Here is a 20,559-nt window from a genome sequence, read left to right as displayed (position 1 = left end):
GGATCAGAGCGTGCCGTTACGCTGCTGGATCATCATGTAGGTATCATAAGTATATTCGGCGATCTGGGCCCAGAGATAGGCGTCCTTCTTGAAGGCCTGCTGGCTTTCATAGATCTTCTTGAAGTTTTCGTTCTTGGCCGAAATCTCCGCATAGGTCTCCAGTGCTGCCTTGTGGCAGACGTCGAGGATTTCCTGGCTGAAGGGGCGCAGGATGGCGCCCTGCGCCACCAGTTCCTTCAGCGCCTTCGGGTTGCGGGCATCGTAACGCTCCAGCATGCTGGCGCTGCCGGCGGCGCAGGCGTCTTTCAGAATGCGCTTGTAGTTCTCAGGCAGATCGTTGAACTTCTGCAGGTTCACGAAAGCATGCACGGCCGGGCCGCCTTCCCACCATGCCGGATAGTAGTAGTACTTCGCGACCTTGTAGAAGCCGAGCTTCTGGTCGTCATAGGGGCCGACGAATTCGGTGGCGTCGATCGTGCCCTTTTCCAGCGCGGCATAAACATCGCCGCCGGCGATCTGCTGCGGTGTCACGCCAACCTTCTGCATCACCTGGCCAGTGAGGCCGGCAATACGCATCTTCAGGCCCTTGAGATCATCGATGGTGTTGATTTCCTTGCGGAACCAGCCACCCATCTGGGCACCGGTATTGCCGAGCAGGATCGAATAGATATTGTGCTGGGCAAGGAATTCATTGAGCAGCTCGTTGCCGCCGGCCTGGTTGAACCAGGCATTGGTCTGGCGTGCGTTGAGACCGAAGGGGACGGAGGTTCCGAGCGCGAAGGTCGGGTCCTTGCCGACATAATAATAGGAGCAGGTATGCGCCATTTCGACGGTTCCGGCCGTCACCGCATCCGCTGCCTGCAGCGCCGGCACGATTTCACCGCCGGCGAAATGCTGGATGACGAAGTTGCCGCCGGAGGCTTCCTTGACATGGTCGGCAACGATCTGGCCAGCACCGAACAAAATGTCGAGGCCCTTGGTAAAGGACGACGTCATGCGCCAGGTGATCTTGGGGTTTTCCTGTGCGATGGCCGGGGCGGCAAGCGCCGTTGCGGTTACGCCGGCGCCGACAGCGCCTGCCTTGCGGATAAATGATCTGCGATCCATGTCGATAAGCCTTGATATGTCTGCATAATACAGGCGAACCGCACGGTACGCCTCCCGCTGGCTACTAAACATTTATCCTTGCGGCCATCAAGAGGGAATGTTCGAAACTTGCGTGATCTTCCGCAGTGCTTGCCGATTGTTGCTTGGTCCGCTCTTCCCGCTTCCGGTGCGGGTTACGGCGCGCTGTTTCTTAACGCCGGGTCGTCCATTGCGGGATTATAAAACAGCGAAAGCGTCAGGCTTCTGGCGATGCGTTCCGCCGTTTCCATGAACCAATGATGGGCCTCCCTGCTCGGCGCGATGTCATCGAGCGTGGCGGAGAAAAGCGCGAGCCATTGCGGGAAAAGCTCTGCCGCCATGCCCTTCACCCCGAGATGGGCCTGCACCGGCTTGCCGCCATAACCGCCATTCTTGAAGGCGACGGCCGTCCAGAACTGTTTCATCCTGGCCATATGTTCCGGCCAGCGCCCGGCAAGCCGCGCGTCAAAGACTGGGCCAAGCGTCGGGTGGTTGAGAACGCGGCCGTAGAAAGTTTCCACCAGCAGATCGATGAAACCGGCATCGACGCCGATCTCCGCCATGGCCTTTTCCGCCCTGTCCTGAATTTCCGCATTGTGGGCGGCTCTTGCTGCGACTTGGTCCTGCATCGTGTTTCCTTTTTGGTAAATTTACCCCGCCGCGCCATGGTCCGCAATGCGACCCTTTGCCTTGTTAGAATTATTCTAAAGCGGCTTGATCCCGATGTGGTCCGGATGTATTTAGAATTATTCTAAAAAAGGTTTCAGCCATGTTTCGCAGTCTTTTTTCCCTGTCCAAGCGCCCGTTTTCCTCCCTCGGTGAACAGGAAATCCTGGCACTCGCCATCTCGTCCGAAGAAGACGATTCCCGCATCTACCGCTCCTATGCCGACCATCTGCGTGGGCAATATCCGCAATCGGCCAAAGTCTTCGACGATATGGCCGAGGTTGAGCAGCAGCATCGAAATGTCCTGATCGACATGCATCGCCGCCGTTTCGGTGAAACTATTCCGCTGATCCGCCGCGAACATGTGCGCGGCTTTTACGAGCGCACGCCGGACTGGCTGGTAAAAAACCTGTCGCTTGAGAAGATCCGCGCCCAGGCGGAACTGATGGAAGCCCAGGCGATCCGTTTCTACGATGAGGCCGTCAAGCGCACCACCGACGCCTCGACGCGCAAGCTGCTCGGTGATCTGGCCGAGGCAGAGCGGGGCCATGAAGACATCGCGCAACGGCTGGAAGAAAAACATCTCGATGAAAACGACCGGACCGATGAGGCCGAAACCGCTAAACGGCAATTTCTTCTGACTTATGTGCAGCCGGGCCTTGCGGGTCTGATGGACGGCTCCGTTTCGACGCTCGCGCCGATCTTCGCGGCGGCCTTCGCCACGCAGGATACCTGGCAGACCTTCCTGATCGGTCTTTCGGCCTCCGTCGGCGCGGGTATTTCCATGGGTTTCACTGAAGCCGCTCATGATGATGGCAAATTGTCGGGCCGCGGCTCTCCGGTCAAACGGGGCTTCGCCTCGGGCATCATGACGGCCATCGGCGGCCTCGGCCATGCGCTGCCCTATCTCATCCCGCATTTCTGGACGGCGACGGCCATTGCCGCCATCGTCGTTTTCGTGGAACTCTGGGCCATCGCCTTTATCCAGAACCGCTTCATGGAAACGCCGTTCCTGCGGGCGGTGTTTCAGGTGGTGCTTGGCGGTTCGCTGGTGCTGGCTGCCGGTATCATCATCGGCAATGGCTAATGAACGAAAAAGCCCGCGGCGTTCGCTGCGGGCTTTTTGCGTCGAGACTATATCCCGTGATCAGCGCAATGCGCCAACCAGCACGTCGCGGCCATCCTCGATGGAGACCCAGCGGCCCGTATTGAAGGACGCCTGCCGCTTCAGATAGGTGTAGTTGGTGTCGGTCCAGAGCTTCACGTCGTCAGTCAGGTTGTCGAGAATATAGTCGCCGTCGGTGGTGCGAAGCGTCAGCACGGCATGGCCTTCACCATCCGGCTTGCGCACGACGGTGATCAGGAGGTCGGCCACGGAGAAACCACGCTCGATCAGCTTCTTGCGCTTCAGCAGCACGAAATCCTCGCAGTCGCCAGCGGTCGTCGGATATTCCCAGACTTCGTCCTTGCCGTAGATTTCCTGGTCGGTCATCGCCACGATGGTCGTGTTGACGGAAGTATTGATTTCGCGAACGACACCCCAGCCATAATCGGTAACGCGCGGCGGCGGCGTCACCTTGCTGCGGATGTTGCACTCGTCGGCATATTTCTGACAGAACTCATAATGGCCGATCGGCTGGGACGTGATCCCGCCCGTCACCATGGAGGGGCTTCCCTTGATTTCCGCCATGGCGGAGGCAGCAGTCATTAGCCCGGCAGCAACTGCAAACAGCAGAGCACGCGCCAGCGGTGCGTTCATCATGAAACCCGTCCCTTAATTCTTAACGAAAAGTTAAGAGGGATAGGGGGTTTGAGTCAATCGTTAGCAATCGGCGATGCGCAAGACTCGTTGAATATGGTTAAGAGCGTTGCGCAAATACCTATATTGCAAGGGCTTTGACCGCCGCGAGCATGCGCTCGATATCCTGCGGCCGGGAAAGCCGGTGGTCGCCATCGCGGATCAGCGTCAGCACCACGTCGTCGGCGGGAAGATGTTCGACGAGCTTCAGGGCATGCTGATAGGGAACGTCGGGATCGCGCATGCCCTGCAATATATGGACGGGGCAGCCGGTGGTGATGATGCCCGTGAGCACACGGTTCCGTTTTCCGTCTTCCATCAGTGCGCGGGTGAAGATGTTGGGCTCGGGACTATATTCCGAATGTTCCTCGAAATAACCCTTTTCCGCCAGAGAAGTCTTTTCCGCATCCGACAGGCTGGGCTCTATCAGTTCTGCCGTGAAATCCGGTGCAGGCGCAATGAGAACAAGACCGGCGACGGAGGGCGCGCCGCCCGCTTTCCGCAGCTCCTCGACCATGCGCAGGGCAATCCAGCCGCCCATTGATGAGCCGACGAGGACAACGCGCGATGGCGCCTTTGCGCGTACCACGGCGAGCGCCTCTTCCAGCCATCTTGAAATGGTGCCTTTTTTGAAATCGCCGCCGGAAGCGCCGTGGCCGGAATAATCGAGGCGCAGGCAGGCAAGACCGTTTTCCGCTGCGAAGCGATCAAGCTCGATCGCCTTGGTTCCGGTCATGTCGGAACGATAACCACCGAGCCATACCAGCATGGGCGCGTTCCCCTGCGAAGTGGCCGGGCGATGGAGGAAAGCGATGTCGCGGCTGTCGTTGTCGGGGCCTACACGCAGGAATTCAGCGGCTTGTTCGGTCATCTATATGCAATTCTCCTGATTTTTCGCGCAACAACGGCGCGTATTTGCAAAAACCGTGGCAACAGGTGATCTTTTCGGGCAGATATGCTATTGACTTCGCCACGGCAATAACGACATTTCCGCCGCTTGTACCAAACAAGCTGTTTTTTGCTGACGTGATCCAGAAACAGATCAGGAGAATACGACCATTCGCAGACCTTTCAAAGCCGATGCCCCCGTCAAGGAGGGGCCGCGCTCCAACCGGGAAATTCGGGTTCCCAGAGTTCAGCTTATTGATGAAGAGGGCCAGAACCTCGGTAGCATGCCGACGGATCAGGCTTTGAAACTGGCGGAGGAGGCCGGTCTCGATCTCGTTGAGATTTCGCCGAACGCTGAACCGCCGGTGTGCAAGATCCTCGATCTCGGCAAGCTGAAGTACTCGACCCAGAAAAAGGCCGCTGAAGCGCGCAAGAAACAGAAGATCGTCGAAGTTAAAGAAATCAAGATGCGCCCCAACATCGACACGCATGACTATGACGTGAAGATGAAGGCTATGGGCCGTTTCTTTGATGATGGCGACAAGGTGAAGGTAACGCTGAAGTTCCGCGGCCGCGAAATGGCCCACCAGGAACTCGGCATGAAGCTTCTCCTCCAGGTGAAGGAAGACACCCAGGCGATTGCCAAGGTGGAGGCCGAGCCGAAGCTCGAAGGCCGTCAGATGATGATGGTTCTCGCCCCGAAATAATTTGCGCCGGCCTTTGAGGTCGCATAATCACCATCGCAAGGGGAAGTTTGCTTTCCCCGTTGCGCTTTTAGCCGACTGCGGTTATAAGCGCGCGTCCGAACGGTCCGGCAGGGCATGCCGTGGCCGTTCCTGAATAGCTTGAAATAGGCCTCGTCTGCCTGTTTCGATACAAAAACGGAGTAGCAAAATGCCCAAGATGAAGACGAAGTCCGCTGCAAAGAAGCGGTTCAAGATCACTGCGACCGGCAAGGTTGTTGCAGCCGCCGCCGGTAAGCGCCACGGCATGATCAAGCGTACCAACAAGTTCATTCGCGACGCGCGCGGAACCATGGTTCTCGCCGAAGCTGACGGCAAGAAGGTCGTCAAGAACTACCTGCCGAACGGTCTCTGAGACTTTTCCGCACATTTGGACACTTTAAGGAGATCATGACATGGCACGCGTAAAACGTGGCGTAACTTCCCGCGCCAAGCACACCAAGACACTCAAGGCAGCCAAGGGCTTCTACGGCCGCCGCAAGAACACCATCCGCGCAGCAAAGGCTGCCGTGGATCGTTCCAAGCAGTACGCTTACCGCGACCGCAAGGTCAACAAGCGCAACTTCCGCGCTCTGTGGATCCAGCGTATCAACGCTGCTGTTCGCGAATTCGGCCTGACCTATGGCCGCTTCATCGACGGCCTGAACAAGGCTGGCATCGAAGTCGACCGCAAGGTTCTGTCCGACATGGCTATCCATGAGCCGGCAGCATTCGGCGCGCTCGTCGAAGCAGCGAAGAAGGCGCTTGAGTACCTCAAGGATGCTGGTACGGCCAACGAGTTTGAAACCGCTGTAAAGTAATTACGGCGCGGACAAATCTGTTGTTCATTTGAAACCCGCGCCGGTTCTCCGGCGCGGGTTTTCGTTTTCTGAAATTCACGGCAGTTTGGGCAAGGGCGTGCAACGCTTTACGCCGGGGTTGCCAATGGGTGGGGCATCCGGCTTTCGGTCGGCACGTTCCATTGGGGGCAAGAATGCTGGTTGCCGCAAGTGAGGCGGAAAAGGCGAAGGGTTTCCACGTCCATCTCGAAGATGGCGATATCGCAGCCTTGATGCGGGTTCTGCTTAAAAGCGAGCGCCGCGTGCAGAAACTCGAGCTTTCCACAACGACCGTCTGGATAAAACGCCAGGGCACGGAAACGCCGTCCTGGTGGATAAAGCTGCAGACTTTTCTCGCAAAGCTGCTGCCCTATACCTTCATGCGCCCATCACCCCCTCTTGATGGCGCCGGCCTGATGCGCCGCGAACTCGAAACGCTGCAGGTATTCAAGGCCCGCGGTTTCCCCGTCCCACCCGTCATCTATTCCTCACGGACAGCGGTTGTGCTGGGCGATGTAGGCCCCACCATCATGGAGCGGATGGATATGATAAGGGCGGCCGCGCCTGTGGAGCACGACGCCCTGCTCGTGAAATCTGCCGAGGCGCTCGGCGAGTTGCATGCGGCAGGCCTTTGCCATGGGCGTCCGCATGTGCGCGATTTCTTCCTCCAGGACGGGCGCATAGGCTTCATGGATTTCGAGGAGCGCCCGCAGGAGGTCATGCCGCTTGAGACCGCGCAGGCGCGCGATATCTGGCTGCTGTTTTTACAGGTCGCGACGCGCGCCTGCGATGCGCCAAAAACCTGCGATGCCGCCTTCGCCCGCTGGCGCGAAAACGCCCCGCCGCGGGCGCTGGAAGAATTGTGCCGCCTGACCGGCATTCTCGGGCGATTTTTACCGCTTGCCCGGTTGATCGGGCGCGTGCGGATGGGTAGTGATCTGCGACGCTTTATCATGGCGACCGACTATCTGATGAATGCTGTGAACCCCGAAGCCGCTCTCAAAAAAACCGGCAAGGCAGGAAAAGATGACTGAACTTGATACCTTGAAATCGCAATTGATGTCGGAGATCACTGCCGCTGCCGATGAGCCGGCCATCGAAGCCGTGCGCGTTTCCGCGCTCGGCAAGAAGGGCTCGGTTTCGGAGCTTCTGAAGACGCTTGGCAGCATGACGCCGGAAGAGCGCCAGACCCGCGGCGCCGCCATCAACCAGCTGAAGACTGAGATCACCGACCTCATCGGCGAGCGCAAGAATGCGCTGAAGGATGCAGCCATCGCCACCCGGTTGAAGGCGGAAACGGTGGATGTCAGCCTGCCGGTTCGACAGTCGCCAGCCGAGCGTGGCCGCATTCATCCGATCAGCCAGATCGTCGATGAAATCACCGCCATCTTCGCGGATATGGGTTTCTCGATCGCCGAAGGTCCGGATATCGAGACCGATTATTACAACTTCACGGCGCTGAATTTCCCGGAAGGCCATCCGGCCCGCGAAATGCACGACACCTTCTTCTTCCAGCCGGATGAAAAGGGCGAGCGAAAGGTGCTGCGCACGCACACCTCGCCGGTGCAGATCCGCACCATGGAAAACCAGAAGCCGCCGATCCGCATCGTCATTCCCGGCAAGACCTATCGTCAGGATTCCGACGCCACCCATTCGCCGATGTTCCATCAGGTCGAAGGTCTTGTCATCGACAAGAAGGCACATGTCGGCAATCTGCGCTGGGTGCTCGAGGAGTTCTGCAAGACCTTCTTCGAGGTCGACAGCGTCGTCATGCGCTTCCGCCCGTCCTTCTTCCCCTTCACGGAGCCGAGCTTCGAGGTGGATATCCAGTGCGACCGTTCCGGCCCCATCGTGAAGTTTGGCGAAGGGAAGGACTGGATGGAAATCCTCGGCTGCGGCATGGTGCACCCGAACGTGCTGCGCGCCGGCGGGCTGGATCCGGATGAATATCAGGGTTTTGCCTGGGGCATGGGCCTCGACCGCATCGCCATGCTGAAATACGGCATGCCGGACCTGCGCGATTTCTTCAACGCCGATGTCCGCTGGATGAACCATTACGGCTTCCGCCCGCTCGACATGCCGACGCTGTTCGGCGGTCTGAGCGTTTAATCCGGTTAGCCAAGGAGCAAAGACATGAAATTCACTCTTTCCTGGCTGAAAGAGCATCTCGATACGGATGCGACGCTGGACGAGATTTGCGAACGTCTGACGGCGATCGGTCTTGAGGTCGAGGATGTTGACGACAAGGCGGCCTACAAGCCTTTCGTCATCGCCAAGGTCGTTTCCGCTGAAAAACACCCTGAGGCCGACCGTCTGAAGGTGCTGATGGTGGATGCCGGTGACGGCAAGCCGGTGCAGATCGTCTGCGGCGCTCCGAATGCCCGCGCCGGCCTTGTCGGCGCGCTGGCGCGCCCCGGCATGTATGTTCCGGGCATCGATGTGACGCTTGCCGTCGGCAAGATTCGCGGTGTCGAAAGCCACGGCATGATGTGCTCCGAAAAGGAGCTCAACATTTCCGACGATCACGACGGCATCATCGATCTGCCGCAGGACGCGCCGGTCGGCACCTCCTTCGCCGCCTATGCCGGTCTCGACGATCCGGTCATCGAGATCAACCTGACGCCAAACCGTCCGGATTGCACCTCGATCTACGGCATCGCCCGCGATCTCGCGGCTTCCGGTCTCGGCAAGCTGAAGACGAGGCCTGCGCCGTCCTTCACGGTGGAAGGTGCTACCCCTGTCGATGTGAAGCTGGAACTCGATGATGCGGCGCTCTGCCCCGGCTTTTCCCTGCGCATCGTGCGTGGCGTAAAGAACGGCCCGAGCCCGAAGTGGATGCAGCAGCGCCTGATGGCGATCGGCCTGCGTCCCATCAATGCGCTGGTCGATATCACCAACTACATGACCTTCGATCAGGGCCGGCCGATGCACGTCTTCGACGCCGCCAAGGTCAAGGGCGATCTTACGGTTCGCCGTGCGAAAGAGGGTGAGACCATCCTCGCGCTCGACCAGCGCGAATACAAGCTCGGCCCGAACAATGTCGTCATCGCCGATGAAAAGGGCCTCGAGTCCATCGGCGGCATCATGGGTGGCGAACATTCCGGCTGCGACGAAAACACCGTCGACGTGCTGATTGAGGCCGCTCTCTGGGATCCGATCAACATCGCCAAGACCGGCCGTTCGCTCGGCATCATCACCGATGCGCGTTATCGTTTCGAGCGTGGCGTCGATCCGGAATATATGGTTCCGGGTCTGGAACGCACCACCGAACTGGTTCTGGAACTGTGCGGCGGCGTGGCTGGCGAAGCCCGCGTTGTCGGTTACAAGGGCCATCAGCCCAAAGTCGTGGATTTCCCGCTTGCGGAAGTGAAGCGTCTGACAGGTCTGGAAGTTTCGGCGGAAGAGAGCCTCACCATTCTCAAGGGCCTCGGTTTTGGTGTCGAGGGAACGGGCGAACGCGTGTCCGCGACTGTCCCGTCCTGGCGTCCTGACGTCGATGGCAAGGCCGATCTTGTGGAAGAAGTCATGCGCATCCACGGCGTCGACAACATCAAGCCGGAGCCGCTGGAAAGCCTCAGCGCCGCCAATGGCCGCATCCTGACCACGCTGCAGATCCGCACCCGCACCGCGCGCCGTGCGCTTGCAAGCCGTGGAATGCTTGAGGCCGTCACATGGTCCTTCATCCCGGAAGCGCAGGCGAAACTCTTCGGCGGCGGTTCGCCCGCGTTGAAGCTTGCCAACCCGATTGCGGCCGATATGTCGGACATGCGGCCGTCGCTGCTGCCGGGCCTTCTGACAGCTGCTCAGCGCAATGCCGACAAGGGTTACGGCGATGTGGCGATCTTCGAGGTTTCCGGCACCTATGAGGGCGATACGCCTGATACGCAGCGCCGCGTCGCCGGTGGTGTCCGCCGTGGCACGGCCTCGCTCGCGGGCAGCGGCCGCATGTGGTCCAATGCGGTGAAGGGTGGCGGCAAGCCGGTAGACGTCTATGACGCCAAGGCCGACGCGCTGGCAGTGCTCGAAGCCTGCGGTTTGCCCATGGCCAATGTGCAGATCGAAGCCGGCGGCCCCGCCTGGTATCACCCCGGCCGTTCCGGCACCATCAAGATGGGCCCCAAGGTCGTGCTCGGTTATTTCGGTGAATTCCACCCGAAGACACTGTCTGAATTGGATGTTTCCGGCGCCTATTGCGGCTTCGAAATCTATCTCGACGCCATGCAGGAACCAAAGAAGAAGGCGACCCGCACCAAGCCTGCACTTGAGCTTTCGCCCTTCCAGGCCGTCAAGCGCGACTTCGCCTTCGTGGTCGACAAGTCGGTGGAGGCGGGCGCCATCATCAAGGCCGCAACCAGCGCTGACCGCAAGCTGATCACCGGCGTCAATGTCTTTGATATTTTCGAGGGCGCATCGCTCGGCGAGGATCGCAAGTCGGTGGCTATCGAAGTCCAGATCCAGCCGGTCGACAAGACGCTGACGGATGAGGATTTCGAGGCGCTGACCGCAAAGATCGTCGGCAATGTCGAGAAATCGACGGGCGGCGTTCTGCGCGCCTGAGCCAGACAGCTGACGGAATAAAAAAGCCGCGGTGATTGCCGCGGCTTTTTGTTTTTACCGGTTGGCCAGCCGTGTCATTCGTTCCGGATAACGTTCGCCCGCAACCTTTGCCGGGGAGAGCAACGCGCCGAGGCTGGCGACTTCGTCAGCCGTCAGCGATACATCCGCCGCCGCCACGTTTTTCTCCAGATTGGCGATTTTCGTGGTGCCGGGGATCGGTACGATGAAGTCACCCTGCGCCATGACCCAGGCGAGCGCCAGCTGCCCCGCAGTAACGCCTTTTTCAGCCGCCATGTCTTCCAGCAGCTGGATGAGCGCCAGATTGGCATCGAAGTTTTCGCTTTGGAAGCGCGGCAGGCTGCGGCGGAAATCGTCGGACGCAAGTCCGTCGAGTGTCTTCAATGCGCCCGTCAAAGCGCCGCGGCCGAGCGGGCTGAAGGGCACGAAACCGATGCCGAGTTCGCGGCAGGTTTCCAGCACGCCATTTTCTTCGGGATCGCGGGTCCACAGCGAATATTCGCTTTGAATGGCCGCAATCGGGTGAACGGCATGCGCCTTGCGAAGGGTCGCCGCGCTCGCCTCTGAAAGGCCGAGTGCCTTCACCTTGCCTTCCCGCACCAGATCGGCCATTGCGCCGACCGTCTCTTCAATCGCCACGTCCGGATCGACGCGGTGCTGGTAATAGAGGTCGATGACATCGACACCGAGCCTTTTCAGCGAGGCTTCGGCGACGGCACGGACATTTGCGGGCGAACCGTCAACACCCTGGATCATTTCCGCCGAAGGTTTGCTGCCATCGATGCGGAAACCGAATTTGGTGGCGATGGTCACCTGGTCGCGATAGGGCTTCAAAGCCTTGCCGACGAGGATTTCGTTTTTGAACGGGCCGTAGACTTCCGCCGTATCGAAGAATGTAACGCCAAGCTCGACGGCGCGATGCAGCGTCGCGATGGAGCCACTTTCATCGTTCGAAGGGCCATAGGCATGGCTCATGCCCATGCAGCCAAGTCCGAGCGCGGAGACGGAGAGGTCTTTTCCGAGAATTCTATGTTTCATCTGCCTGTCCTTTGTCAGAGCACGCCTTGAAAACTGTCCCGTGGTTTGCGCGGAGCGTGTATCCAAGACGCTGAATATACCCTTGGGGAGTGGGTATGGGCAAAACATAACGTCCGGTGGTGGCAAAGATAATCGCTGCAAATCCGCTCGGCTTGTTCTATTATTTAGAACAATGAACCGTGTGCAACTCTCCCAACTGGCCGTTCTCGCCGCTGTCGCCGAAGGCCGCAGCTTCCGCAAGGCCGCGGCTGAACTCGCCATTGCGCCGTCGGCCGTCAGCCATGCGGTGTCGTCGCTGGAGGCGAGCCTTGGCCTGCGCCTGCTTCACCGCACAACCCGCAGCGTTTCGCCGACGGAGGAGGGCAGGCGGCTTCTCGAGACGCTGGGGCCGGCGCTTGCCGATATCGACGCGGTCATCGAGACCCTTGCCGAACATGGTGGAAGACCGGCCGGTCCCCTGCGCATCACCCTGCCGCGGCTCGCGGCCGAGGATCTGATCGTGCCCCGGCTGGGTGAATTCCTGCGGCTCTATCCCGATATCTCACTCGAAATCTCGACGGATGATCGCTTCGAAGACATTGTCGCGAAAGGGTTCGATGCCGGTCTGCGGCTCGGAGAACATCTCGATGCGGATATGATTGCGGTAAAAGCGAGCGGTGCATGGCGTGGGGCTATTGTCGGCTCCCCCGCTTACTTCGCAGAAAATCCGCCGCCGCGCGATCCAAGGGACCTCATCCGGCATCGCTGCATCCGTCGGCGTTTCGCGAGCGGTCTGGTTTATCGCTGGGAACTGGAGAAAAACGGCAAGCCGCTGGTGGTCGATGTGCAGGGACCCTTGATCCTCTCGGACCAGAGCCTCATTCGCCGGGCGGCGATTGACGGGGCAGGGCTTGCCTTTGTTTTCGAGCAGCGGGTCGAGGACGATATCAGCGAAGGCAGGCTCATCCGCGTGCTGGACGACTGGTGTGCGCCCTTCGACGGCTTCTACATCTATTATCCCTCGCGCCGGCAGATGCGCCCGGCGCTGAGGGCTTTCGTGGATTTCTTCCGTTTCCGGGGATGATCAGAACGTTATGCGATAGCGGATATGGCCGTCGCTCTTCACGTAGCTGTCGTAAAGCTTCTGGGCCCGGTGGTTGTCTTCGCCGGTGTTCCAGTACAGCCGCGACCAGCCCTTCTCCTTGCAGATGGCGATAAGATCGTCCATCAGCGCCCGGCCCGTCCCTTTGCCCCGGATTTCGCCATCGACGAATAAATCCTCCAGATAGCAATCGGGATTTTTCACCCAGGTGGAGTCGTGGAAGTGGTGGATGGCGAAACCGGCCATGCGGTCGCCCAGCAGGGCCACACGCATCGAAACGCGGGATGCGGGATCGAGGATGCGCGCCCAGGTATGCTCGGTGACGTCATCGGCAAGATCGACATCATAAAAGGCGAGATAGTCGTTCCAGAGGCGCAGCCATTCTGCCCTGTCAGCCGGCTCAGCGTTACGAATTGCAAGTTCCATCTTATGCACCTGCCTTGTCGAGAAGGGTCATCATCTCATCGGTCAGTTTCAGGTTGACGGCGCGTTTGAAGCTTTCAAGCTGCGACAGGCTGGTGGCGCTGGCGATCGGTGCGGTTACCGCCTTTTTCCGTAACAGCCAGGCGAGCGCGATATCGGCGAGCTTGGCCCCGGTCTGTACAGCCACAGCATCCATGGCACCCAGAACGGCAAGGCCACGCGTGTTGACATATTCGCCCACACGATAGCTGCGGGCGACGCCTTCCGTATCGGCCTTGGCGCGGTATTTCCCGGTCAGGAAGCCGGCGGCGAGGCTATAGTAGTTGATGACGCCAATCTCTTCTTTCACACAAAGATCAGCAAGCGGACCTTCGAAATCCGCGCGGTTATAGAGATTATATTCCGGCTGCAGCACGTCGTAACGCGGAAGATTGTTTTTCGCAGCTGTGTCGAGCGCGTTCTGAAGCTCAATCGCGGAATAGTTGGAGCAACCGATGGCGCGGATTTTTCCCTGTTCCTTCAACTTTGCGAAGGCGGCAAGCGTCTCTTCCACCGGTACCTCCGCATCCGGTTTGTGGGCGAGATAGAGGTCGATATAGTCGGTTTGCAGCCGCTTCAGCGAAGCCTCGACAGCCTCTGCGATCCATTTGGCGCCAAGGCCGGTCTTCTGGCCGCGATTGTCGAAACCGACTTTCGTGACAATCACCGCGTCTTCGCGCTTCACGCTCGACTGTTTCAACCATTTGCCGATGATCGCTTCGGATTCGCCACCCACATGCCCGTCCACCCAGGCGGAATAGACATCCGCCGTGTCGATGGCGTTGAACCCGGCGTCGAAAAAGGCATCGAGCAGGGCAAAGGAAGTCTTTTCATCCGCTGTCCAGCCGAACACGTTGCCACCGAAGACGATCGGCGCGATGGAGAGGCCGGTCCGGCCAAGGCTTCGTTTTTCCACGGGAATGCTCCTGTTGCTGACTTTGCGGCAGGTTAGCAACTGCCCGTCGGCATAACCATTCAATTCCTTTGATGGCACTCATCAGCCAGCGGGCGATGGCCGGGAAAATCAGGCCTGAAAACCGCGATAATGGCTGGGCGGGTAACGATTATGCTGTTGCCAGACGCGCCGCAAATGCCGGGCGGAGGCAAAGCCCGCCCGCTCGGCGATGGCCTCCATATCGAGGCGGCTATTTGCGAGAATGTCGCGGGCGAGATTGACCCGCATCAGATTGACGTAGTCGATGACACTGATGCCGGTATGCTCGCGAAACAGGCGCGACAGGTGCCTTTCGCTGAGTGCTGCGATATCGGCCAGCCGTTCCAGCGACCAGTCCCGCGCCGGTTCCGCCATCACACGATCCTGCACGCGGTGAATGGCGGGATGCATGTGGTTGCGGCCGGTCAGCCAGGGAGAGACCTGTGGGTCGTTGCCGTTGCGCCTGAGATAGATGACCATGGTTTGGGCAATGTGCGCGGCGACCGCCGGTGATGTCAGCCGCGAAACCACATGCAGCATCAGGTCAATGCCGGTGGAGATGCCGGCGCTGGAGAAGCGGTTGCCATCCTCCACGAAAAGGCGGTTTTCGGCCACCTGCGATAGTGGCGCGATGCGGCGCAGTGCATCGATACAGTCGCTGTGCGTGGTGCAGCTCCGTCCGTCGAAAAGCCCGGCTTCGCCCGCCAGCAGCGCGCCGGAGCAAATGGAAATGACTGTTGTGTCGGGCTGCACGGCATGACGCAACCAGGCCGCCAGCGCCTGCCGTTCCCGCCGTGTTTCCGGCTCGTTTTCGGAGCGTGACGTGCTGCCGGATATTAGCAGGAAGGCATCGTCCGGCAGGGCGGCAGGCAAGGTCTCCAGCCCGCAAATGCCAAGGCCGATCGAGGATTGCTGTATTTCCCGTGCCGCGATGTAGCGGCATTCGAAGGAGATATCGTTCTGCTCGTCATTGGCATAGCGGATCACCTGCAACGGGCCGGCAATATCGAGCAACAGCGCGTGCGGCGGCACAAGCGTATAAAAGGGAATGATGCGTGTGCCGCCTCTATCCATCAGGCTGCCGCCTTCAGCGGGGCAAGCGCGTCACTCACAGTGGCGACGCGCGCGAAGCGACCGGCCAGTACAAGCTCGGTCCGCTTGCGGATATCGTCCGCGCTGAACACCGTGCCGGAGGCATGTGTCATCGGAAAGGTCAGCGTCGCCTCGGTCACGTAATCGACGCTGTAACCGAGATCGGAAGCGTGCCGGGTGGTCGTTTCGCAGCATTGCTCGGTGCGGATGCCGGAGACGATCAGCCGGTTGATGCCTCTCTGCGTCAGCCAGATTTCAAGGCCGGTGCCGGCGAAAGCCGAGTGCCGGTTCTTGTGAAAGGTGACATCCGGGGTGATCTGCACACCCTCCAGAGCGCGGATATAGCCGCTGTCTTTCGAAAAGGCGCGGTCGCCATCGACATGGAAAATCTGCACGACGGGGATTCCTGCGGCCCTGGCGCCATCGATCAGCGTCTGTTGCTTCTCGAGATAAGCGGCGAACCCGCTCTCCTCGAAATAAGGAGCATGCCGGAAGGATTCCTGAACATCGATAACGAGAAGCGCGGTATTGGAAGAGGACATTTCATGGTTCTCCAGTGAGTTCATGAATAGCATAATTCTCCTTTAATCACGCGGATAAAAGCAACCAGACCGACAAAGGCAGGACAAATCCGGCCAACTTTTATTCGTCGCGTGTCTGCGGCTTGTCAGAACGTGTGATGGTGGTAAGTTGCCGCTGGATTGCAGAGCGGGAGAATGAAATGCTGCGCTTCGGAATAATCTCGACGGCGAAGATCGCTCAGGATCACGTCATTCCGGCGATACAGGATGCGGAAAATTGCGTCGTCAGCGCCATCGCCAGCCGCGATCACGCCAGGGCGCGCGCGGTTGCCGACCGTTTTTCCGTGCCGCATGCCTTTGGTTCCTATGAGGAGATGCTGGCATCGGATGTGATCGATGCGGTCTATATCCCGCTTCCCACATCCCAGCATGTGGAATGGACCATCAAGGCCGCCGATGCCGGCAAGCACGTTCTCTGCGAAAAGCCGATCGCGTTGAAAGCAGAAGAGATCGATACACTTATCGCGGCGCGTGACCGCAATGGTGTCATCGTGTCCGAGGCTTTCATGGTTACCTATGCGCCGGTCTGGGCGAAAGTGAAGGAATTGCTGGCTTCGGGTGCTATCGGCACGCTGAAGCACGTGCAGGGCGCTTTCAGCTATTTTAATCGCGATCCCGGCAATATGCGCAATATTCCCGAACTGGGTGGCGGAGCACTGCCGGATATTGGCGTCTACCCGACCATCGTCACCCGCTTTGCCACTGGCGCCGAGCCGAAGCGCGTGCAGGCGACAGTCGAGCGTGACCGGGAATTCGGCACCGATATCTATTCCAGTGTCCGGGCCGATTTCGGCGGTTTCGAGCTGAGCTTTTATCTCGCAACCCAGCTTGCCGCCCGCCAGCTCATGGTCTTCCACGGTACGGATGGTTACATCGAGGTCAAATCCCCCTTCAACGCCAATCGCTGGGGTGCGGAAGAGATCGAACTGACCAATCAGGCCCATAACCAGTCGCAGGTCTTCCGGTTTCAGGATAGCCGCCAGTACAAGCTGGAGGCGGAGGCCTTTGCCCGTGCAGTGAAGGGCGAGGGAGAGGTTGTCACCCTGGAAAGCTCAAGGAAGAACCAGCTTTTCATCGACGCCATCTACCACGCGGCCGAAAAGGATGGCTGGGAGAAGGTTTAATCCGGATCCCGTCGCTGTCTTTGCAGCCGCCAATAGCCGTAGAGGGCCAGCGCCAGTGCCGCGAGCGCTGAAAGGGCAAGCGGGACAAGCGGCTGCACCAGCGGGTTGCGCCATAGCAGCAGGGCAAAAAGTCCGACGCCGACGAAGCGGGAGATGAGCGTGACGGCATTCATGAGAAAGCCGTTCAACGCGTCCGGTGCATTTCCATTGGAACGGTTCAGCCGCCAGCTCGTAGCAAGTCCCGCCGCCGCGCCGGGCAAACGGGCTGCCAGCGGATCGACGCCGAGATAGAAGATAAGAAGGCAGGTGACGGCAAGATCGACGGCCAATCCGCAGATCTCGGTCAGCGCGAAGTGCGGAAGTCTCAAGGGTGTGGGCTTTTAAAGTGTCGGCTGCGTGGAGCGCGGGCGCTGCAGCACCAGAAGGCCGATAACGACACCCACGACGCCGAAATTATAACCGGCAAGCGCCAAAAGCAGCGACATCAGCGGCACGGCGGTGGAAGAAAGCACCATTGCGACACCATAGGCGCCGATAATCATCATGCAGATGAAAACGATGCTGAAGACAGAACGCAACGCAACGGCGGTTACGCCGAGCACCGTGGCGGTAAGAAAGATCATGATGCCGCCTCCTCTTTGGTTGCCGGGTCTGGAACAAGACCTAGCGTCTCCTTCCCTAACGAACCCTTGTTTTCTCCTCCAATCCCTGTTTTCCTAACTCGTTAGTTGAGGTTATGGTTTCATCGTCGTTAAAATCGGTGAGCCGGTGCCGGCATTTCCGAATCGACGGCTTTTGGTTACAAACGGGCATGAGCGATATCTTCTCCCACGCCGCATTGAGCAATCTTGCCGAATTTTCGGTGTCCGAACTGTCGGGTTCCATTAAGCGCACGGTGGAGACGGCTTTCGAGCAGGTGCGGGTGCGCGGCGAGATTTCCGGCTATCGTGGCCCGCATTCTTCCGGCCACGCCTATTTCTCGCTGAAGGATGATCGCGCCCGTATCGACGCGGTGATTTGGAAAGGCACCTTCTCTCGCCTGAAGTTCCGCCCGGAAGAGGGCATGGAAGTGATCGCGACGGGCAAGATCACCACTTTTCCCGGTTCCTCGAAATACCAGATCGTCATCGAAAGCCTTGAGCCTGCCGGTGCCGGCGCGCTGATGGCGCTTCTGGAAGACCGTCGCCGGCGGCTGGCGGCGGAAGGGCTGTTTGATGCGGCCCGCAAGCGCCCCCTGCCATTCATGCCGCGTGTCATCGGCGTCGTCACCTCGCCCACGGGTGCGGTCATTCGCGATATTCTTCACCGTATCTCGGATCGGTTTCCGGTCCACGTCGTCGTCTGGCCAGTCAAGGTGCAGGGCGAAGGCTCGGGCGAGGAGGTGGCGAACGCCATCCGGGGTTTCAACGCGCTCAAGCCCGGCGGTGAAATCGCGCGTCCAGATGTGCTGATCGTCGCGCGCGGCGGCGGCAGCCTCGAAGACCTCTGGAGCTTCAACGACGAGATCGTCGTGCGCGCCGCAGCCGAAAGCGAAATCCCGCTGATTTCCGCCGTCGGGCACGAGACCGATACGACATTGATCGATTATGCCGCCGATGTGCGCGCGCCGACGCCGACAGGCGCTGCCGAAATGGCGGTGCCGGTGCGGGCGGAACTCGAAGCACAGCTTTCAGGTCTTGCTGCCCGCCTTTCCGGTTCGGTCTCGCGGCAGATGGATAACCGCCGACAGGGCGTGCGGGCGCTGGTGCGTGCCCTGCCGTCACTTGATCAGCTTCTCGCCCTGCCGCGCCGACGTTTCGATGAGGCTGCGAGCGGTCTTGGCCGTGGATTGGAATTGACGACGCTGAACAAGCGCCGTGCCTTCGAGCGTTCCGCCTCTGGGCTGAGGCCGGAAACCCTGCTGAACGGTCTCAAACACCATAGGCAGCGCATCACCGAACGCATGCACCGGGCCGAGACCCTGGTGGAGCGCCGTCTGCTGCAGGGCAAAGGCCGGGTTGATTCCTTCGATTCCGCCCTGCGTTCGCTCCCCGCGCGCCTGCTTGGCCAGCTGGAACGGCAGAAGGAACGGGTCGTCACCGCGTCGCGCCGGGCCGATACCGCCGTGTTGCACCGCATGGCCCAGAACCGTTCCGGTCTCGCCGCCCATGATCGCATCCTGCAATCCCTGTCCTACAAGAACGTGCTGAATCGCGGTTATGCCGTGATCCGTGACGAAGAGAGCCGGCCGCTGACCCGCGCTGCCGCCATCGCCTCCGGTGCTGTGGTGTCGATGGAGTTTGCCGATGGCCGTGTTTCCGCCATCACGACGGGAGAAGGGACACCTTCTGCGGATGCCGCCGCCGCGCCGAAAAAGAAGCCGGCAAAACCGGCTTCCTCCGGCCCTGGCAACCAGGGCAGCCTGTTCTGATCAGATCGACGCCGCATCCGAAAAACGGCGGCTGACGGTGAAGCTCTTTTCGATATCGGGATGCAGCTCCATGCCAAGGCCGGCGCCCGGTGGCACGGTGATCATACCGTTTTTCACCTCGGGCAAGGCGGTGACGAGATCGCGATACCAGGTCTTGTAGAAGGCGCGCACGCTTTCCTGCACCAGAGCATTCGGCGCGTTGAGCGACAGATGCGTGGAGGCGCAGAGCACCACGGGGCCGGTGCAATCATGCGGCGCGACCGGCAGATGCCAGGCTTCCGCCATGGAGGCGATCTTGCGTGCTTCCGAAAGGCCGCCGCACCAGCTGATGTCGAGCATCACCACGCCGGCCGCACCCGTTTCCAGCAGATCGCGGAAGGCCCAGCGTGAGCCGAGCGTCTCCGATGCGGAAATCGGAGCGGGCGACACGGCGGCATAACGCGTCAGGCTGGAAAGGCTGTCCATCTTGATCGGGTCTTCATGCCAGAAGGTCTGGTAAGGGGTGAGCGCATTGGCAATCTGCATGGCGGGCAGAAGCTGCCACATGGAGTGAAACTCCACCATGATATCCATCTTGTCGCCCACCGCCTTGCGGATCTTTTCGAAAGGCTCGAGCGCGCTTTTCAGGTCCGGCATCGAGATATATTGACCGCGCGTCTTTTCCGCCGCCGCATCGAAAGGCCATATCTTCATGGCGGTGATGCCGTCTTCGAGCAGCGAATGGGCAAGCTCGTCGGCCCGATGCAGGAAGCCGTTCAGATCGTCATAGTCCTTGCCGTCGGAGAGGCCATAATTGGCCGTCTGCTGGCCGGTCGCCTTCTTGATATATTCGGTGCCGGCGCAGGTGTTGTAGGTGCGAATTTCCTTGCGGCTGAAGCCGCCGAGAAGCTGGGCTATGGGCTGGTTGGTGGCCTTGCCGAAAATATCCCACAGCGCGATATCGAAGGCGGAATTGCCGCGCACTTCCGCGCCCGACGAGCGGAAACCGAGATAACCGACGAGGTCCTGCGCCAGAAGATCGATCTGCAGTGGATCGCGGCCGATCACGCGAGGGGCGATATATTCGTGCACATAGGTCTCCACCGTCTCCGCTCCGAAGAAGGTTTCGCCGAGCCCGGTAATGCCTTCATCCGTATGGACCAGAACCCAGAGCAAGTTCGTCCGTTCCGCCACACGGACGGTCTCGAGTTTCGTGATTTTCATGGTATCTCCTCCAGAGGCAGT

At 59.8% G+C, this 20,559-nt stretch carries 22 protein-coding genes; 10 read left to right on the top strand and 12 right to left on the bottom strand.

Annotated elements, in window-relative coordinates:
- Positions 1-3: 3 nt before the first annotated feature.
- Both QD336_RS06495 and QD336_RS06490 read right to left on the bottom strand, forming a co-directional pair.
- Positions 4-1,107: a TRAP transporter substrate-binding protein gene (locus QD336_RS06495; RefSeq protein WP_269341565.1), complete on the bottom strand. Its 1,104-nt coding sequence runs from the start codon at positions 1,105-1,107 to the stop codon at positions 4-6.
- A 173-nt stretch (positions 1,108-1,280) separates the two neighbouring features.
- The gene (locus QD336_RS06490; RefSeq protein ID WP_499169890.1) at positions 1,281-1,754 is read right to left on the bottom strand and encodes a group III truncated hemoglobin; all 474 of its coding nucleotides are present in this window, start codon (positions 1,752-1,754) and stop codon (positions 1,281-1,283) included.
- 140 nt (positions 1,755-1,894) lie between these two features.
- Between QD336_RS06490 and mbfA the strand changes: the two genes are divergently transcribed.
- Positions 1,895-2,878 (top strand): iron exporter MbfA, encoded by a 984-nt coding sequence (gene mbfA, locus QD336_RS06485; protein WP_269341567.1) that lies wholly within the window; start codon positions 1,895-1,897, stop codon positions 2,876-2,878.
- A 60-nt stretch (positions 2,879-2,938) separates the two neighbouring features.
- Here the strand turns inward: mbfA and QD336_RS06480 are convergent, their stop codons facing one another.
- A complete protein-coding gene (locus QD336_RS06480) occupies positions 2,939-3,553 on the bottom strand; it encodes a transglutaminase-like cysteine peptidase (protein ID WP_269341568.1) in 615 nt (204 codons plus the stop codon).
- Between the two features lie 118 nt (positions 3,554-3,671).
- On the bottom strand, positions 3,672-4,460 hold the full coding sequence (locus QD336_RS06475) for an alpha/beta hydrolase (RefSeq protein WP_499169888.1): 789 nt from the start codon (positions 4,458-4,460) through the stop codon (positions 3,672-3,674).
- Positions 4,461-4,647: 187 nt separating this feature from the next.
- On the opposite strand from QD336_RS06475, the gene infC reads away from it, so the two are divergent.
- The 6 genes from infC (at position 4,648) to pheT (ending at position 10,595) form a co-directional block, all read left to right on the top strand.
- Complete coding sequence (gene infC, locus QD336_RS06470) at positions 4,648-5,184, top strand: translation initiation factor IF-3 (RefSeq protein ID WP_078051391.1); 537 nt, start codon at positions 4,648-4,650, stop codon at positions 5,182-5,184.
- A gap of 187 nt (positions 5,185-5,371) precedes the next feature.
- A complete protein-coding gene (gene rpmI, locus QD336_RS06465) occupies positions 5,372-5,575 on the top strand; it encodes a 50S ribosomal protein L35 (protein WP_003493355.1) in 204 nt (67 codons plus the stop codon).
- 40 nt (positions 5,576-5,615) lie between these two features.
- Positions 5,616-6,020 (top strand): 50S ribosomal protein L20, encoded by a 405-nt coding sequence (gene rplT, locus QD336_RS06460; protein WP_003493358.1) that lies wholly within the window; start codon positions 5,616-5,618, stop codon positions 6,018-6,020.
- A 173-nt stretch (positions 6,021-6,193) separates the two neighbouring features.
- Positions 6,194-7,072 carry a phosphotransferase gene (locus QD336_RS06455; protein ID WP_499169887.1) on the top strand — a complete coding sequence of 293 codons (879 nt, stop codon included), beginning with the start codon at positions 6,194-6,196 and terminating at the stop codon, positions 7,070-7,072.
- Positions 7,065-8,147 (top strand): phenylalanine--tRNA ligase subunit alpha, encoded by a 1,083-nt coding sequence (gene pheS / locus QD336_RS06450; protein ID WP_499169885.1) that lies wholly within the window; start codon positions 7,065-7,067, stop codon positions 8,145-8,147. Before QD336_RS06455 ends, pheS begins: the two co-directional genes overlap by 8 nt.
- Positions 8,148-8,171: 24 nt before the next feature.
- Positions 8,172-10,595: a phenylalanine--tRNA ligase subunit beta gene (gene pheT / locus QD336_RS06445; RefSeq protein ID WP_499169883.1), complete on the top strand. Its 2,424-nt coding sequence runs from the start codon at positions 8,172-8,174 to the stop codon at positions 10,593-10,595.
- 54 nt (positions 10,596-10,649) lie between these two features.
- Here pheT and QD336_RS06440 read toward each other — a convergent pair whose 3' ends face one another.
- The gene (locus tag QD336_RS06440; RefSeq protein WP_269341576.1) at positions 10,650-11,651 is read right to left on the bottom strand and encodes an aldo/keto reductase; all 1,002 of its coding nucleotides are present in this window, start codon (positions 11,649-11,651) and stop codon (positions 10,650-10,652) included.
- A 172-nt stretch (positions 11,652-11,823) separates the two neighbouring features.
- On the opposite strand from QD336_RS06440, the gene QD336_RS06435 reads away from it, so the two are divergent.
- Complete coding sequence (locus tag QD336_RS06435) at positions 11,824-12,714, top strand: LysR family transcriptional regulator (RefSeq protein WP_499169881.1); 891 nt, start codon at positions 11,824-11,826, stop codon at positions 12,712-12,714.
- Here the strand turns inward: QD336_RS06435 and QD336_RS06430 are convergent, their stop codons facing one another.
- The 4 genes from QD336_RS06430 to QD336_RS06415 all read right to left on the bottom strand — a co-directional run bounded on the left by QD336_RS06430 (position 12,715) and on the right by QD336_RS06415 (position 15,762).
- Positions 12,715-13,158 carry a GNAT family N-acetyltransferase gene (locus QD336_RS06430; protein WP_269341580.1) on the bottom strand — a complete coding sequence of 148 codons (444 nt, stop codon included), beginning with the start codon at positions 13,156-13,158 and terminating at the stop codon, positions 12,715-12,717.
- 1 nt (position 13,159) lies between these two features.
- The gene (locus QD336_RS06425; RefSeq protein WP_269341582.1) at positions 13,160-14,110 is read right to left on the bottom strand and encodes an aldo/keto reductase; all 951 of its coding nucleotides are present in this window, start codon (positions 14,108-14,110) and stop codon (positions 13,160-13,162) included.
- 108 nt (positions 14,111-14,218) lie between these two features.
- A complete protein-coding gene (locus tag QD336_RS06420; protein ID WP_499169880.1) occupies positions 14,219-15,202 on the bottom strand; it encodes a GlxA family transcriptional regulator in 984 nt (327 codons plus the stop codon).
- Positions 15,202-15,762: an isochorismatase family protein gene (locus tag QD336_RS06415; RefSeq protein ID WP_499170028.1), complete on the bottom strand. Its 561-nt coding sequence runs from the start codon at positions 15,760-15,762 to the stop codon at positions 15,202-15,204. Before QD336_RS06415 ends, QD336_RS06420 begins: the two co-directional genes overlap by 1 nt.
- Before the next feature lie 179 nt (positions 15,763-15,941).
- On the opposite strand from QD336_RS06415, the gene QD336_RS06410 reads away from it, so the two are divergent.
- Positions 15,942-16,925, top strand: a complete 984-nt coding sequence (locus QD336_RS06410; protein WP_499169879.1) for a Gfo/Idh/MocA family protein — start codon at positions 15,942-15,944, stop codon at positions 16,923-16,925.
- Here QD336_RS06410 and QD336_RS06405 read toward each other — a convergent pair.
- Both QD336_RS06405 and QD336_RS06400 read right to left on the bottom strand, forming a co-directional pair.
- Positions 16,922-17,293, bottom strand: a complete 372-nt coding sequence (locus QD336_RS06405; RefSeq protein WP_269341587.1) for a GtrA domain-containing protein — start codon at positions 17,291-17,293, stop codon at positions 16,922-16,924. The genes QD336_RS06410 and QD336_RS06405 overlap by 4 nt on opposite strands.
- A 12-nt stretch (positions 17,294-17,305) precedes the next feature.
- A complete protein-coding gene (locus QD336_RS06400; protein WP_010970778.1) occupies positions 17,306-17,548 on the bottom strand; it encodes a hypothetical protein in 243 nt (80 codons plus the stop codon).
- 188 nt (positions 17,549-17,736) lie between these two features.
- Between QD336_RS06400 and xseA the strand changes: the two genes are divergently transcribed.
- Positions 17,737-19,335 carry an exodeoxyribonuclease VII large subunit gene (gene xseA, locus QD336_RS06395; protein WP_499169878.1) on the top strand — a complete coding sequence of 533 codons (1,599 nt, stop codon included), beginning with the start codon at positions 17,737-17,739 and terminating at the stop codon, positions 19,333-19,335.
- Here the strand turns inward: xseA and QD336_RS06390 are convergent, their stop codons facing one another.
- Positions 19,336-20,538: a mandelate racemase/muconate lactonizing enzyme family protein gene (locus QD336_RS06390; RefSeq protein WP_499169877.1), complete on the bottom strand. Its 1,203-nt coding sequence runs from the start codon at positions 20,536-20,538 to the stop codon at positions 19,336-19,338.
- Positions 20,539-20,559: the final 21 nt, after the last annotated feature.

The organism is Rhizobium sp. BR 250 (assembly GCF_047445855.1).
GTDB lineage: Bacteria > Pseudomonadota > Alphaproteobacteria > Rhizobiales > Rhizobiaceae > Agrobacterium > Agrobacterium tumefaciens_I.
The sequence above is the reverse complement of the archived record's forward strand: the minus strand, read 5'-3'. Positions and strand labels throughout refer to the sequence as shown.